This is a genomic window from Lacihabitans sp. LS3-19 (assembly GCF_024343575.1).
Taxonomy (GTDB): Bacteria; Bacteroidota; Bacteroidia; order Cytophagales; family Spirosomataceae; genus Leadbetterella.
The window spans coordinates 223,972-240,583 of the sequence record NZ_RJUA01000002.1 but is presented as its reverse complement, the minus strand read 5'-3'; the positions used below and the strand labels follow the sequence as shown (position 1 = coordinate 240,583).

Annotated in this window: 15 protein-coding genes; 5 read left to right on the top strand and 10 right to left on the bottom strand. The window is 33.3% G+C overall.

What is annotated here, in order from left to right:
• Positions 1-64: 64 nt before the first annotated feature.
• A complete protein-coding gene (locus tag EGI22_RS03315; protein ID WP_255066405.1) occupies positions 65-577 on the top strand; it encodes a hypothetical protein in 513 nt (170 codons plus the stop codon).
• A gap of 80 nt (positions 578-657) precedes the next feature.
• On the opposite strand, the gene EGI22_RS03310 is transcribed toward EGI22_RS03315, so the two are convergent.
• The 8 genes from EGI22_RS03310 to EGI22_RS03275 form a co-directional block, all read right to left on the bottom strand.
• Entirely contained in the window at positions 658-1,959 is a 1,302-nt protein-coding gene (locus EGI22_RS03310; RefSeq protein WP_255066404.1) for an OmpA family protein, read from the bottom strand.
• Between the two features lie 92 nt (positions 1,960-2,051).
• Positions 2,052-2,747 carry a TrkA family potassium uptake protein gene (locus EGI22_RS03305; protein ID WP_255066403.1) on the bottom strand — a complete coding sequence of 232 codons (696 nt, stop codon included), beginning with the start codon at positions 2,745-2,747 and terminating at the stop codon, positions 2,052-2,054.
• A 12-nt stretch (positions 2,748-2,759) separates the two neighbouring features.
• Positions 2,760-4,091, bottom strand: a complete 1,332-nt coding sequence (locus EGI22_RS03300; protein WP_255066401.1) for a TrkH family potassium uptake protein — start codon at positions 4,089-4,091, stop codon at positions 2,760-2,762.
• A gap of 519 nt (positions 4,092-4,610) precedes the next feature.
• The gene (locus EGI22_RS03295) at positions 4,611-5,879 is read right to left on the bottom strand and encodes an FAD-binding oxidoreductase (protein ID WP_255066399.1); all 1,269 of its coding nucleotides are present in this window, start codon (positions 5,877-5,879) and stop codon (positions 4,611-4,613) included.
• Positions 5,880-5,905: 26 nt separating this feature from the next.
• The gene (locus EGI22_RS03290) at positions 5,906-6,907 is read right to left on the bottom strand and encodes a 4-hydroxyproline epimerase (RefSeq protein WP_255066397.1); all 1,002 of its coding nucleotides are present in this window, start codon (positions 6,905-6,907) and stop codon (positions 5,906-5,908) included.
• Positions 6,908-6,913: 6 nt separating this feature from the next.
• Positions 6,914-7,819 (bottom strand): dihydrodipicolinate synthase family protein, encoded by a 906-nt coding sequence (locus tag EGI22_RS03285; protein ID WP_255066391.1) that lies wholly within the window; start codon positions 7,817-7,819, stop codon positions 6,914-6,916.
• Between the two features lie 76 nt (positions 7,820-7,895).
• A complete protein-coding gene (locus EGI22_RS03280; RefSeq protein ID WP_255066389.1) occupies positions 7,896-8,222 on the bottom strand; it encodes a YtxH domain-containing protein in 327 nt (108 codons plus the stop codon).
• 80 nt (positions 8,223-8,302) lie between these two features.
• On the bottom strand, positions 8,303-8,809 hold the full coding sequence (locus tag EGI22_RS03275; protein WP_255066387.1) for a hypothetical protein: 507 nt from the start codon (positions 8,807-8,809) through the stop codon (positions 8,303-8,305).
• Between the two features lie 211 nt (positions 8,810-9,020).
• On the opposite strand from EGI22_RS03275, the gene EGI22_RS03270 reads away from it, so the two are divergent.
• The 3 genes from EGI22_RS03270 to pssA are packed head-to-tail and all read left to right on the top strand — an operon-like array spanning position 9,021 to position 14,119.
• Positions 9,021-12,728: a PAS domain-containing sensor histidine kinase gene (locus EGI22_RS03270; RefSeq protein WP_255066386.1), complete on the top strand. Its 3,708-nt coding sequence runs from the start codon at positions 9,021-9,023 to the stop codon at positions 12,726-12,728.
• A 60-nt stretch (positions 12,729-12,788) separates the two neighbouring features.
• Complete coding sequence (locus tag EGI22_RS03265) at positions 12,789-13,427, top strand: MBL fold metallo-hydrolase (protein ID WP_255066385.1); 639 nt, start codon at positions 12,789-12,791, stop codon at positions 13,425-13,427.
• On the top strand, positions 13,424-14,119 hold the full coding sequence (gene pssA / locus EGI22_RS03260) for a CDP-diacylglycerol--serine O-phosphatidyltransferase (protein WP_255066384.1): 696 nt from the start codon (positions 13,424-13,426) through the stop codon (positions 14,117-14,119). The genes EGI22_RS03265 and pssA overlap by 4 nt, the downstream gene beginning before the upstream one ends.
• A gap of 43 nt (positions 14,120-14,162) precedes the next feature.
• Here the strand turns inward: pssA and EGI22_RS03255 are convergent, their stop codons facing one another.
• Positions 14,163-15,065 (bottom strand): M23 family metallopeptidase, encoded by a 903-nt coding sequence (locus EGI22_RS03255; protein WP_255066383.1) that lies wholly within the window; start codon positions 15,063-15,065, stop codon positions 14,163-14,165.
• Positions 15,066-15,270: 205 nt separating this feature from the next.
• On the opposite strand from EGI22_RS03255, the gene EGI22_RS03250 reads away from it, so the two are divergent.
• Positions 15,271-15,777, top strand: a complete 507-nt coding sequence (locus tag EGI22_RS03250) for a GtrA family protein (RefSeq protein ID WP_255066381.1) — start codon at positions 15,271-15,273, stop codon at positions 15,775-15,777.
• Here the strand turns inward: EGI22_RS03250 and EGI22_RS03245 are convergent.
• Positions 15,774-16,592 carry a purine-nucleoside phosphorylase gene (locus tag EGI22_RS03245; protein ID WP_255066380.1) on the bottom strand — a complete coding sequence of 273 codons (819 nt, stop codon included), beginning with the start codon at positions 16,590-16,592 and terminating at the stop codon, positions 15,774-15,776. The genes EGI22_RS03250 and EGI22_RS03245 overlap by 4 nt on opposite strands.
• Between the last annotated feature and the right edge of the window lie 20 nt (positions 16,593-16,612).

The window sequence follows — 16,612 nt, the reverse complement described above, 5'->3', positions numbered from 1 at the left end:
TAATTTTTCCTGAAAATTTGGCATAGCTTTTGAAAAATAGTTTCAAAATAAATGTGCAAAAAATATGGAATTATTAGGAATAGGATCAAGAGTTAAACACGAAACATTTGGGATAGGAGTTGTTATAAATGTAAAATCTGATGGTTACGAAATTACCTTTATAGAGGATGGAACCAGAAAACTCAAACTTGAAGCAGATATAGAAATCATCGAAAAGTCGCCATTTAGCAATGACATGGTGAGTATGTTTGACGTAGAAAGATCAATGACAAAAATACTACAACGTTGGATGGATGCAACTGAAATAGTACCCATGGGCGACAAATGGAAAGGCGGTAAAATGATTTTAGAGCCCGGAAAAGTGGGCTTGTCTTCAAAAGAAATTCCTGTTGAAACTTTTTTTCATAAAATAGTGATGATGCGTGATCGCCTCCGGGTAATGGAACAAAAAATAAATGCGAGCAGTCTAGATGATGAAGCCAAGGTGGATATACAGCAATATATTTCAAGATGTTATGGCTCAATGACGACATTCAATATACTTTTTAAAGAAACGGACCATCAGTTTAAGAGTTAATCTAAAAAACCATTTATAAGAAAAAAGAGGAGCATCACTCCTCTTTTTTTCTATTTTACCCTATAAACCCTTAAAAAAAATTACTTAATCAATTTGTACTCCACTCTCCTGTTGAGTTTTCTACTTTCTTCATCATCATTTGATGCCACTGGATGCATATCTCCCATTCCTACGAATTTTATTCTTTTTCCATCTATACCTTTTCCAACCAAATACTCACGTACATTATAAGCTCGCTCAAGTGAAAGCTTTTTATTAGCCTTAGAGTCTCCTTGGTTATCTGTATGTCCTTCAATTTGGATTTTATATTCTTCGTTTTCAGATAAATACTCAACCAATTTATCCAATTGTTCGAAAGATTCAGGTAAAACCCTAGAATCTCCTAAATCAAAATAAACTTTATCTAATTTAAAACTATCTGATTCTTTATCGACAAGAACACCTATTTTCGAAGATTCTTCCAAAGGTTCAGGTATCTTCTCTTCGGCTGTCTCCTCTTCAACTACCTTTTCATTTGATATCGGCTCCACATATATATCTTTTTCAAAACTCCCTTTACTTAAAAAAGCACCTACATTGAAAGATTCTTCCATGTTTTCATAACCTTCAGAACTAATTTTATACAAAACCTCATTGTTATTTACTAAAAACTCATAAGAACCAGATTTAGAAGTCCTTACAGAATCTATCACCTCATTATTTTTTAGATTTAGACAAATTATTTTGGCAGCAATAGGTTTGTTAGTTATGGCATCTATTACTTTTCCATATAACCGAAAGTCCTCCGATAGTACTTCTTCTTCAATCTTAGGTTTTGCAGCCAAAGTTTTGGATTTACCATCTGGATTATTAATGCTAATTCCGAAGAAATTCCAGAACGTGAAACTATCCTCTTTGTCAGAATCGTGCTCAATTAGATCAATAAACTCATAACCTTTGGGTAGTTTTTCGAAATAAACTTTAAAGAAGTACTTTTTCCCGCCTTCTACATCTTTCCTATTAGGAGCCACTGGTATGTCAGTAGCTTTTAAAAACTTGTATTTTTTACCATCTGAAGTTCTTAAATACGAATTGGGTTGGAAACTTATCGTACTATTTCCAATCTGCTGCATCATTTGTTGAAGATATAGATTCCTCATAAAAGGATCCATATTTTGAAGTTGTTCTTTATCTTCAGGATTTCCCTCCAAATATTCTTTGATAGTTTCTTTGGGCGTTTTAGCCACAAACTGCATCGAAAACACAGTTTGATCGTCTGTGATTTCTATTTTATTTATAAAAACATCTTTAGTAGACTTCTTTTTTATTTTTGGATTAGAAGTAACCTGAGCATTTACCCCTAAGTTTACCAAAAAGAAGAGAATGATAAGGACTTGCTTCATTTTAATTTAAATCATGAGTTTAAATTCAGAACGCAAGTGAGCGGATTTTAGTTTGGCTGTAGAATGTTAAAAAGTGTTAAGATTAATCAACGTTAGTCTCTTATGTCTTTACCAATCATACTTTCGAAGTTCTTCAATTCACCCATCATCACCAAAATATCCTCTAAAGAAAACACATGATCAGGTTTTAAATTGATATCAACTGAAGCTTTCTGGGTTTTCATACCCAAGAAATTTTTCTTTTCTTCAAAATGCTTGATGGCTATAAGTCTTAGGTCGTATTTCTGCTCAAAATCCACGGTAGATAGTTCTCGACCCAAATATCTCTCTGGAACTTTTAGCTCAATTATACTGCAATTGTCAGATAAGTCAAAAGATTCCACTACACCTTTCATTTCCAATTGCTTAGCAAACATTTCAGCAGCAATTTCCTCTGGATTAAAAATGGTCTCAATTCCAATAGATTCAAGTACCGTATGATGAACAGGATTTATAGCTCGCCCTATGATTTGTTTTGCATTGAATTGTTTCATCAAAGCAGTGGTAATTATGGATGCTCCAACATCCTCACCAATGGCAATAACAACGATATCTACGTCTTTTACAGGTAAGCTATTATATGAACTAGCTTTTGAAGTATCTAAACTGATTACATGTGTCACTTTGTTTTTGAGCTGATCTACAACTTCAAACCTACTATCAACACCGAACACTTCATGACCCATTGTGGTCAATCTAATAGCCAATGTAGAACCGAAATTTCCTAATCCAACAACGATATATTTCATTTTTTGAATATTTTACATAACCTGAATACTGTCTTTTGGATAGCGATAGGTGTCACAATCTACTTTTTTAAATATTCCAAAAAGCATAGTGAACAAACCTACTCTTCCTAAAAACATACAAACTATTAATACCAATTTACTACCTTCAGACAAGGATGCGGTTAGGTTTAAAGACAAACCAACGGTTCCATACGCTGAAAAACACTCAAATGCCACTTTGTGTAGTGGAATCTGCGGATCAAATATAGAAACCATAAATATTGAAGAACCCAAAATAATTAAGGAAATAAAAATTACAACAAAGGCCCTTTGTACTGAACTTTGGGAAATTTCTCTTTTAAATAACTCTATACGATTCTTGCCTTTGGCTAATGCTACAATGTTAGACAAGGCCAAAGTGAATGTTGTTACTTTTATTCCTCCACCAGTAGAACTTGGAGCTGCTCCAATCCACATCAATAATAAATAAACCAATATTGTTCCTTGCATTACATTACCCATATTCACGGCATTAAAGCCTGCAGTTCTTGGCGTTACTGAACCGAAAAACGAACTCGTGATTTTGCCATAAAATGATGTGTGTTCAGCTAAAGTATTATTTCTTTCTAAAAAATAAAATGCTAGTGTCCCTAAAACTAACAAAATAAAACTACTCGATAAAACAAGTTTTGAATGTACTGACAAGGGTTTTGCCTGAAAAGTAAACCTTTCACCTAAAAACAATAACCTTAAACCGCTTCTTACATAATTTTTCGAGGCATTATATATGTCAATAACAACTGGAAAACCGATACCTCCGAGTATGATTAACCAAGAGAATACATTAAGCAAATTATAATTAAATCTTAAATTTTGATTGTACAACCCATCAGGAGCAGTTGAAAAACCGGCATTGCAAAAAGCAGAAATAGAATGAAAAAATGAGAAAAACCAATGGTCATACGTACTGCCTGGATAAGAATCTTTAATTAAAGTAAAGATTAAAATTGCACCTAAAACCTCAAGTAAAATAGTATAAAATAGAATTTTTTTGAGAATTGAAAAAAGCGAATTAGGCTCGTCAGTTTCTATAATATTGCTCAATATCAAGTGATTACGTAGAGACATACCACCTCTAAACAAAATAGCGAAGAAATTGGTAAATGTCATTAAGCCTAAACCGCCAATTTGAATCAATATCAATAGGATATCAATACCGAAAGGGGTAAACTTGGTGGGCACATCAACTGTAGACAAGCCAGTTACACATACTGCACTTGTGGCGGTAAATAGCGAATCAATTATACTAAGGTTACCATTGGTTGCCGTTGGAATCAACAACATCGCCGTACCCCAGAAAATCAAAAAACTGAAACTTATAGTAAATAAAACTGAAGGACTAAGGAGCGAATTTTTAACTTCAGTAGAAGCTGAGAGAAACCTTAAAAAGAAAAAAGAAGTAATGAGTAAATAAAGAAAATAATCACTGCGAATTATCTCGCTTCTATTTTTTAATACATTAAAAAGAAAAAGTATGAAAAAAATTATAAAATCAGAAATGTGTTTTCTTTCAAATATTATTTTTTTTGTACTTAAAATAATTTTCAAAAACCACTTAAACAGAAACAATAACATTAATGCCTTGGGTATTTGCCTTAAAACGTTATTCACCCAATTGATTAGATAAGGTTCTTTGGGGAAACCAATTTGGTAAATTACAAGTAATAGACCAAATGTAAGAGCAAGAAAAATCACTCTATTAGTTCGTCTAACGATAGATTCTTTGAGAATGAAAAAACGATCCTCGTAATCAACCCATTTTTCTCTTAGTCCCAATAATTTATTGCTTAAATTTTTTCCGACGTCAAAGGTAAAGAAGCAAACTTAGATTCCAAATCTTTCTGGCAAAAATCCTTCTAGAGCCATTTCAGGTTTTTCTTTTGTAATAATTTGACTCATAAGCTTTCCTGACCCCGGTGCTAAGCTAATACCCATCATTGCATGACCAGCATTAATAAACAAATTTTTAAAAATACCTGAAACACCAATGTAAGGCAAACCGTCAGGCGAACATGGTCGAAATCCATGCCAAACTTCTTCTTGGTTTGGCATCGGCAGATCATATTCAGGAAAAAAATCTGGGATAGATTTTACAATTCCTCTAACACGGTTCATATTTATGGTATCATCCAAGCCTCCAATCTCCATTGTACCTCCAAATCTTACAAAACTTCCCGACATTGGCGTAATAGCAACGCGAGCTTCAACCAAAATGTTTGGAATAAATATTTCCTTTCCTGCTAATTGGCTTTTGCTTATGCTATAACCTTTACCAGCTTGCATTGGAAGATTAAACCTAAGCTTTTTTGCTAAAACTCCTGACCAAGAACCAGCCGCTATTGTTAAAGTTTCTGGTTCTAGAAGTTCTACTTTTCCTGATGATTTTATTTTTATACTTTCTATTTTATTATTATTTCCATAAAAGTCAATCACCTCTGAATTGTACTTTATTTCAACACCTTTATTAAGCAAATAAACTTTTAGGTTTTTCACCAACTCACTCGGATTCAAATGTGCATCGCCAGGAAAATAAATACCTCCAGCTACATCTGGCTTAATATTCGGCTCTAATTCATGAAGTTCTTTGGTATCTAATATCTCTGCTTTTAACCCTATTTTGTTAGCCAAGTCAGCTACCTGAGATTCTTCTTCAAATGTTTCGGCTTTTTTACAATACATCACAAGACCCTTTTCCTCGTAAGAATATTTCAGTTCTTCGGCCAATTCATGATAAAGTGACTTTGAAAGTAAACCTAAATCTCTTAAATAAGGGATAGATTTGTCAACGTGTTTTTGATTGGCATTTTTATAAAAACTCAATCCCCATTTTATCAGATCCAAAGAAAGTCTAGGTTTTACATAAAATGGACTTTCGCTATCTAGCATCCATTTGAGTCCTTTTTCTATCATTCCTGGTGAAGCCAAAGGAATAAAATGACTAGGAACAACCATGCCGGCGTTCCCGAAGGAGCAGCCTTCTTCTCCATCAGACTTTTCAATTATTACGATTTCTCTTCCAGTTTCTAACAAATAAAAGGCTGTAAACAAGCCTATTATACCCCCACCTACTATAACATGCGGCTTTTGAGACATTTAAAAATTAATTTTACAAATAAAAACTAGATTACTTGAAATCCGTAAGCATAAGGATCATCTTGGTCGTCAATGGTTATTGTATTTTCCCCATAAATTCGAGCCCAACCTTCAATGCTTGGATAAATAGCATCAAATTCTCCAACTTTGGTTCTACCTTCTATCTTTCCAACAAACTTACTTCCGATGATGCTTTCATGAATAAAATCTTGCTCCTCTTTCAACAAACCTTTGGCTGCCCATTGGGCCATCCGAGCAGATGTACCAGTTCCGCAAGGAGAACGGTCTATTGCTTTATCACCGTAAAAAACGGCATTTCTAGCAGTTGAAGTTTTATCAATTGTGGCTCCTGTCCATAAAATGTGACTTAAACCATTAATAGACTCATTTTCAGGATGCACAAAGGTATGTTTTTCATTTAGCAGCTGTCTTAATACTCTTGACCAAGCAATTAGTTGGTCCGCCTTGTAATGTTCCAAGCCAGGAAAGTTTTCTTGCACATCTACAATTGCATAAAAATTTCCTCCATATGAAACATCTACTTTTAGTAAACCCAAACCTGGACATTCAACTGCCAAATCTTGCTTATAAAGAAATGAAGCAACATTGGTAAGTTTCACCGATTTCACTTTGTTATTTTCAGACTTATAAGAAATATTTACAAGTCCGGCTGGAGCTTCCATCCTGATTTCCCCAGGCACTTTAGGTACAATCAGACCTTTTTCTACTCCAATTGTTATAGTACCGATAGTTCCATGACCACACATGGGTAAACAGCCAGAAGTTTCGATGAACAAAACTGCTACGTCATTCTCTGGATTGCTCGGCGGATACAATATACTACCAGACATCATATCATGCCCGCGTGGCTCAAACATCAATCCTTTTCTAATCCAATCAAATTCCTTCAGGAAATGTTGGCGTTTTTCAGACATGTTTTTGCCTTCTAAATTTGGGCCTCCTTTGGCAACAAGTCTGACGGGATTACCACAGGTATGTGCATCAAAACAATGAAACTCTGCGTTCATTTTATTTCAAATTTGAGGTAAAACTGGTCTAGATTTTAAAGCTTTCTCAATTACAGCCAAGACTTTTTCACGCTCCTCACCTATTAAAGGCAATCTCGGTTCTCTAACCATTTCAGTACCCATTCCTGCTCCTACTTCGGCCAACTTGATGTTCTGGACAAATTTATTGCCAATATCTAAATGTAAAAGCGGGAAAAACCAACGATAAATTTCTCTGGCCTCTTGAATCCTTCCTTGTTTTACAAGCTCATAAATAACAACCGTTTCTCTCGGAAAACCACATACCAAACCTGCTACCCAACCATCTGCACCCATTACCAAACTCTCAAAAGCAAGGTCATCTACGCCACTTAATATCTTGAACCTTCCACCAAATTCGTTGATGACATCTGTCATGTATCTAATATCTCCAGTGGACTCTTTCATAGACTCAAAGTGTTGATTTTGAGCCAAATCCTTAAACATATCTATAGAAATGAAAGTCTTGTAAGCGACAGGATTATTGTAGGCCATAACTGGCAAATCTGTGGCATCAGCTACTTTATGTAAATAATGCAAGGTTTCTCTATCATCTGAAGCATATCTCATTGGTGGCAACATCATTAGACCATTGGCACCTTCTTTTTCAGAATTTTTTACAAAACTTATGGCTTCACTTGTCACACATTCGGCCACGGTCATAATTAATGGCACTCTACCATTGATAACTTTTTTTGCTGAAGCCAACAAAGCAAACTTTTCATCTTTTGACAAAGTACCAGCCTCACCCAAAGAACCACAGACAATAATACCATGTACACCAGCTTCAATCTGTTTTTCAATATTGGTCTCGAATGTTTCAAAATCTAAACTTTGATCTTGAAAAAAATTAGAAGTAACTGCTGGATAAACTCCTGTCCAGTTTGGTTTCATAGAATTCTATTTTAGTTTATTGATAAAAAAATACTTCCAAACCATTGGCTTGGAAGCAAATACATTAATATTCAAATTAAGCTTCTGGCTTATCTTCTACTGGAGTTTTAGGCTTGATTAAACCTGAAAACAAGTCAGAAATCATTTTTTCAGCTTCAGGATATTGGTTTTTTAAATTTTCTACAACTTCATTAAATTTGGTACTTGCACCATTTTTAAGGTCTTCGAAATATTCTGGAGCTTTTTCAATAGCAGCTTCTGCTTCATCTTTAAGCTCATTTCCTTTGGCCTTCAAGTCTTCCATAACTTTTTCGCCTTGTTCTGTATCCAAATATTTATTTAATGCAATTCCAGCCGCCGCTCCTAAAATAAAAGTAGCTAGGTGTTTTGATGTTACGCTCATGATAGTAATTATTTAATTTTAAAAACTAAATTTAAGACCAAAATTCAAGATAAAAAAGAATAATCTTTATAGATTGGTATTTAAAAATATTGCTGAATTTCCTGTTTAAGAGATTTAAGAGCATCGTCTATTAAAACCAAACTCGATAAATTTTGATTACGAAGAATTTGCAAAACAATCTCTTTGGATGTTCCTAAATTATTTGATTCTAATATACTCCTATTTATATCATTTGCTGTAGAATTTGCCGCCAATACTATTTTATCCCAAGTGGCGGGTTCGATATATATTTGCTGAGCGATATTGTGATTTAGTTCGTTTTTAACATCAGAAATAACAGCACTTTGTAAATCCTGAATGCTTAAGTTTTCAAAACTAAACCTTGTAAACATATTGGAAGGCTTGATTCGTTCAAGAAAGAGAGCCATACGTTCATATGCCTGCAGACGAAGGGGAAATGCTATTTCTTGTTGGCTTTTAATTTTTGCAAATGCAAAGTGTCGATTTAAAAAGTAATTATACAGCAGAAAAAATACCGCAACTATTAAAACTATAAACCCTCCTATTCCTAGAAATTCACTATTCATTTATTAAATATTCTTTTTGCCAAAATTACTTCTTTCTATTTCAAAAAAAATACTAAAAATTATTTTTTATTAGATTTACATAAATGAACCTACTATTTATTAAAACTCTATCAATCTATTTAGTTCGTACTTTGGCATGATTTTTCGTAATTTGATACAAGAATATAGTCAAATTAGTTGATTATAAAACATTGCTGAAAACAAAATTTGAATGAAATCATTCGATATTAAAAAATACATATTCTTAATACTCGGACTCATTGCCTTAACTATTGGCCTTGTTTACTACTTTTCTATAGAAAAATCAAACTCAAAAAATCAATCTTCGCAGTACCAAAGTATCTTACAAGAATCAATTCAAAAGACTTTAAAAAAGTCTGACAATGAAATTCAACAAGTAAATGAAATAATAAAATCTTCGAAAAATAGTACTTTTGAGCAAATCCAGTTAAAAACCAGCTTCCCCTATTTTGTTTTTAAAAATAAAAAAATTATTTATTGGTCTGACAATAGGTATGTTCCAAAATACGAAAGAATTCAAGAAAAAGGTCCGGTATTTTTCGACAATTATTTTCAAAATTTAGCTATTTTTAATGTAAAAAAAGAGTACATACAGCAAGATACAATTGAAACTGTTTCGTTAATTAACTTATACAAGTTTTACCAAAATCAAAACGATTATTTACAATCTGGATATAACTCAGCTATTTTTCATTTAAATCCAAAAAAAATAGCTTCTGATAAATTCGAAAATAGCAAAACCATTTTTGATAATTCGGGAAAAGAATTATTTTATTATCAAAGTCCGGAAAACGAAAAAATTATAAATACTAACGTCTCCAAAACAAATCTTTGGATATTATTAATATCATTAGCTCTTTTAAGCCTCCATTTCTTCAAAACAGTAAAATCCTATTTACACATTCACAAGTTTGGTAAAGCCCTTCTTTTACTTTTAACTGTATTGGTAATAATTAGATTAATCCTTATAATTACTGGTTTACCTTGGATTTTCTTAGATCAGGATGTTTTCAATCCAAGTTTTTACACAGGAAATTTATGGGCACCAACTCTTGGCGACTTAGTCCTCAACGGCTTTTTTATTATCGTTTTTATCGCATTTTTGGCCTTGTATTACTACAGGACGCAATTGTTTATTCTATTGAGCCAAGCCAGAACCTCTATCAAAAGCGTAATAGCGGTGATACTAGTATTGTTTGTGATGGGTCTGGCATATTTTTGTAGTCTAAAAATCCAAAACATTTACGAAAACTCGCTATACAACCTTGGATATTCTATGAATCTAGGCTTCACTAAATTCAAGGTCCTAAGTTTTATATATTATTTTTTTGTTTTAGGAGGCTTTTTTATTGGTTCTCATATAGCGATCAACTTGTTTTTAAAACTTATTCCAAAAAAGAAATCTGGCTTTTTTCACTGGTTATATGGTTTTTTAGCAGGAATAATTATCTATTTTTTTATAGACGGTTTCGAGATAGCATTTATACTTGCAGGCATATATTTCTTCATAGTTTATTTCTTTAAATTACCGAGATATTTTTACACTTTAAGATTTCAAACTTTGATGTACTTCATCCTTGCAGCATTTTGTTTTGCACTGATTTCAGTAAAAACAGTTGAAATGCAAGAAGCTAAAAAGAGTATTCTGGATAAAAATAATTTCGGAAAAAGATACCTAGCAGAAAATGACCTACTCGGAGAAGGACTTCTAGATAGATTTAGGCAAATGCTCAGAAATAATGAGTCAATCATTGGAGCTTTCAAAAGAAATGACCTAACTTATGAGTCTATTAACCAACAAGTTAAAGATGACTTATTAGACATTTATTTTGACAAATATGATATAGAGGTTAAGGTTTTTGACAGTACGGGAAGAGCTTTAGGAGCTATTGAAAATGAATATCTTGAGAAACTTGGAGACAAATACAATTTAGAAAATCATAAAACAGATCTACCAAATATCTTTTTTATAAACGAAACAGGAAATAGTTTCATAAAGCAATACATCACTATCAATGAGGTTTTTGATGGAAATAATAAAATCGGGACAATTGTTTTAGATTTAAAACTAAAAGACGAAAACGCAACAAGCGTTTATCCGGAATTGCTGCTTGATAAAAAGTTTGTACAAAACCCCGAATCAAAAAATTATAGCTATGGAATATTTGACAATAAAAACCGCCTGATATTTAACTCGGGTAGTTTCAATTATTTGATGCATTTTCCAATGCAGCTATTATCAGAGGGTGTTATTTTCCAAAAAGAAGTGATAGCATCTGGCAGCTCTCATTTTGCAATAAAAGGTCAAAAAGGAAAAACAATAGTGGTTTCACAGCAAAACAATTATTGGAAAAACTTGCTTTCAAACTTCTCTTTCTTGTTTTTAATTTCAATTTTAGGTGTATCTGCACTTTTATTGGTATTTTCTACCTTAAACGGATTTAAGAGCTTCACGATGAATTTTTCAACCAAAATTCAATTTTATCTCAATGCCGCATTTCTTTTGCCACTGATTATATTAATAATATTGACATTGAGTGTAGTTAGGACTACCTTGATTTCGATTCAAGAAAAATCATTTTTAGATAATACAAAGAATATCTCCAATAGCCTTCAGTTTCATCTGGAAAACTACCAAGCAGGAAAATCAAGCAGAGCATTTTTTGAAAACGAAATAAATGAACTAGCTAGAAACACTAAAGTAGATATCAACTTATTTGATAACAATGGCAAACTCAATTTTACTACTCGTCCATTAGTTTATCAATATCATTTATTGTCAAATTTCCTCAACCCTATTGCATATAGTAACATAATTGAGCAAAAAGCCAATGAATTATTGACCAACGAATCACTCGGTGAATTGAGCTATAAGACTGTTTACATAGCCGTAAAAGGGAAGGAAAATAAAAATTATGGTGTTGTGGGTATTCCGTTTTTTGATGCAAAAACTTTGCTTGATATTCAAGTAAAAGAAGTGGTTGCTACTATACTCATTATCTTCCTTCTGATGTTTTTGGTTTTATTAATATCATCATATTTTGCAAGTTCGCAGCTTACTTCACCTCTAAAACTTATAGCTCAGCGAATAAAAAAGACCAACCTTGACAAATTAGATGAAACAATAGATTGGAAATCTAATGACGAAATCGGGCTGTTGACGAGGTCTTACAACAAAATGATTAAAAAGTTGGACGAAAGTAAAATAGCACTTTCGCAAAGTGAAAAACAAACCGCTTGGCGAGAAATGGCGAAACAAGTAGCTCATGAAATCAAGAATCCTTTGACGCCAATGAAACTTTCGATTCAACAGTTGCAAAGGACTCTCCCACTTGACGACCCGAAATCACGAGACAGAATTCAAAGAGCTTTAAATTCTTTGACAGAGCAAATAGATAATATCAGTGAAATAGCTAATTCGTTTTCTGAGTTTGCCAAAATGCCTGTTCCAAGAAACGAGCGGTTTGACTTAGTGCCAGCCGTACAAAAAACGGTGGATCTATACTCACAAAACAACAATATTAAGATTGCCTTTGAATGCAAAGAAAAAGAAATCTTTGTAATGGGGGACAGAATGCTCGTAAACCGCGTAGTTACCAATTTGATTTTGAACGGATTACAAAGCGTCCCACCCGTTCGCCAACCTGAAATCCGGGTAAAATTATACAAAAACCCAGAGGAAAATTTCGGTATGATTGAAGTAAAAGACAATGGTGTGGGTATACCAGAAGACATCCGCAAAAAAGTCTTTATTCCAAACTTCAGCACCAAAGTAGGCGGTTCAGGCCTTGGATTGGCGATGGCGAAAAGAGGCATAGAGCATGCTGGAGGTAATATTTGGTTTGAAACGGTAGAAGGCGAAGGAACGACATTTTTTGTTGACTTACCTTCAAACTAAGAAAATTTAAGAGCAAAAAACCTCCTTAATGCCTATATTTGTCAAAATTTTGACAAACAGATGACCAAAATAAAATCTTTCGTATTCTCTCCTTTTTCAGAAAACTCCTATGTACTTTATGACGAAACCCTTGAAGCCGTAATAATAGACCCAGGCTGTCTATCTCAGGCAGAGAAACTAGAATTAAAAGATTTCATAGTCGAAAATAAACTTAAAGTAAAGGCACTTTTACTGACGCATGCTCATTTAGATCACGTATTTGGTGCAGCATTTGTGAAAAGAACCTTCGATGTCGAAATGTACCTTCACGACTTAGATTTACCAATTTTGGCAGATGTGGAAATGAGATGTAAAACATGGGGAATTCCCGGATATGAGCCTGTGGAAGCTGACAAAAGCCTAAATGAAGGGGAAAGTTTCACTTTTGGAAATACAAAACTTGAGATCATACATGTACCAGGACATGCACCAGGACATGTGGCATTTATTTGTCATCAAGGTAAATTCATTATGGGGGGCGACTGTCTTTTTCACAGAAGTATTGGCCGAACTGATTTTCCAGGGTGTAGCCACGAAGCTCTTATACATTCAATAAAAACCAAATTTTTCACGCTCCCAGATGAATATACTGTATATGCTGGACACATGCAGCCTACCACCATCGGAGCAGAAAAACAAAACAACCCATTTTTAAAATGAAACTATTCACTTTACCGAATTTCATCACATTAGGAAACCTTATATGTGGTTGCTTGGGAATAATATATGTGTTTGAATCAAATTTTGCTATGGCATCTTATTTGATGTTGGCTGCTCTAATTTTAGACTTTTTAGATGGTTTTGTTGCGAGGTTATTAAAAATTAGCTCTGAGATCGGAAAACAGTTGGATTCGCTTGCTGACGTTGTAACTTTTGGTGTTTTGCCATCTTTTATAATTTTTAGATTTTTAGAAAATTCAAATCTTGAACCTCCGTATCTTAAATATTCAGCCTTTATTATGGTTGCCGCGTCCGCTTTACGCTTGGCCAAATTCAACATTGACACAAGGCAATCCAGTAGTTTTATTGGCTTACCAACTCCAGCAAATGCAATGATTGTAGCCACTTTCCCTTTTTTAATTAATGATTACGGAATCCTTGGAGAGTTACTGAATAATCCTTGGGTATTAATTGGATACGTTTTAGTGTTTAGTTTTTTATTAAATGCTGAACTACCTTTGTTCGCTTTAAAGTTCAAAAACTACTCTTGGGCAGATAATAAAACAAAATTCATATTTTTAGGTACTTGTGTAATTCTACTTTTTTCTTTAAAACTTGCTGCTGTACCTTTAATTATTTTGATTTATATTCTTATGTCTATGGCTGTAATGCGAAAAAGCAGAAAGAAATAAATATTATCTTTCGAATAGGAAATTTTCCAAATAAGTAAAAATTCTACCGCCTTCTTTTTCTTGGCAAATCAAGTGCAATTTCGGTTTTCTTTTTATAGTCTACTTTCAAATTATATTGTTTAGTCTCTATCCTTTTTAGACTTTTAGGCCGAATCCTGTTTATTTTCAAAATATCTCTTTTTAAAATTTCCGCCTTAGTAGATTTCGTTAAAAACTCAGCGTTTTTTAACCATTCATAATAATTTACAGGCCACGGATAAAAAGTTTCATCTAATTCTAAAAACATCAAGTGCAAATGTGTATCCGACCTCTTATTTAATGCATTAAAGCCTGTACGACCTACCTCTCCCAGCTTGTTACCTGGTTGAACTATTTGCCCAGGCACTACCACAACTTTACGCTCATGAGCATAATACCAAAGACCTCCTCGTTCGAAATCATAAACCCAAACATAATTACCTCCTCTGTAATCAGAGCTATCTGTCCAATCTTTTTCAACGGCTAACACAATTCCATGACTTACTGAAACCACATCAACATATTCATTTTTTCGATTATCTATACAATCATGATCTGGATCGAATATGAAAATATCATGAGCCGGATGGCTTCCAGTAACAGCATGGTCGAACATATTATATTTTCTATCATAAAAACCTCTTCCTTTGCCCCCTACTGCCGAAATACTACTTTTGATTAATGGAAAAACGATTTCTTGATCCGCTCTATATTTTTCTGAATTTGGAAATTCCTCTTTCAAAAAACGCATAATACTTTTAAACTCCATTTCTGCTTCGATTGGAGAAATTTTCTCTTCTCGAATATCTATGAGTAAGTTTTTATAGCGAGAGAGGTAGTCGGTTTCGTTAGAAAAAGTAAAAGCAGGACTTATATCCGATTTGATACTTAAAATCGAAAAAAAAGAAAATAAAATATTTAAAAGCATGCTAGTTTTTATGGAATTCAGGAATTTTATTTTTTTAAATAAAGTACAAATATACACGTTGAAACATTGCTCACCAAAATCATAAACTTTTAGAACAAAATACTGAAAAAGTTTACTAAATAAACCAAAGTAAAAATTGGGAAATTATTTAAGAACTTGTAAAAACATTTAAAATATAGGATATTTGCGTTTCCAAAAAAACAATTTGAAGAAAATTACCAAACTTATTAAATCTAAAAAATCCCTTATTGCATATTTTTTTGCGGCAGGTAGTGGGGTAATTGTTCAATATTTGGTGGGAACTACCTATTGTATTGGCCATCTAAATATGAAACCAACAACAGGCTATTCTATCGGCTTTATTGCCTCTGTTCCCGTAGGTTTCATATTATCAAAGATTTTTGCCTTCAAAAGTCGTAATTCTGGAAATACTTCTAGAGAAATGATAAAGTTCGGGATTGTACTTTTCTTTTCTTATTTAATTACCGTATTTGGATCTGATTATGCTTTAAAAACACTGACCTTAATTTTTGGAGAATTAAAAACCAAAAACCCATTTACTGATACAGAGTTTAGCCTTATCGGCACTTTAAGTCACTTTACTGGTATGGGCCTAAGTTTTATTTTCAACTATTTTACGCACAAAAAATTCACTTTTGTAGAAACTGGCCTTTTTGATAAAATTAAAGAAATCAAAAATAACAAAGCTTAAGCTCCTTGAGCTATTAATTCTCTGAAAATCAAAGTCATATTCGGCTCTGCTTTCGCAGCATTTGCTAATATCTTGTTTAATTCGGCTTTTTCTAGCGTTTCAGGAATACATAAATCTGTAATAACCGAAATACCGAAAACTGGTATTTCCAATTGTCTGGCAACTATTACTTCTGGCACTGTACTCATTCCTACGGCATCAGCTCCCACCAATCGCATCATTCTATACTCTGCCTTGGTTTCAAGTTGCGGACCTGTTACACTTACATAAACGCCTTCTTTCAAACTTGAAATATTATTTTTCAAAGCTATTTCTTTGGCTAAAGCTATCATTTTGGGATCATATACTTCACTCATATCTGGAAATCTATCTCCCATGATGTTTGGGCCAATGAGTGGATTGCCAGGAAGAAACTGCGAAATATGATCGTTAATAATCATTAAATCGCTTTCCTTAAAACTTGGATTTAAACCACCTGCAGCATTAGAAATCAGCAATCTCTGTATACCTAGCAACTTCATCACTCTGATTGGAAAAGTAATCTGAGACATAGAATAGCCTTCGTAATAGTGAAATCTGCCTTGCATACAAACCACATTCTTTCCAGCAATTTTTCCAAATATTAACCTTGATTTGTGAGACTCAACAGTAGCCTCAACAAAATTTGGAATAACACTATAAGAAAATTCAAAATCGATTTCGATTTCATCGGCTAATTTCCCTAGTCCAGTACCTAGTACAATACCATATTGAGGCACAAAGCTGCCAATTTGTTTTTTTAGAAACTCTGAGGTTTCAGTTATTTTATCAAGCATAGGGCAAAAAAAAAGATTGA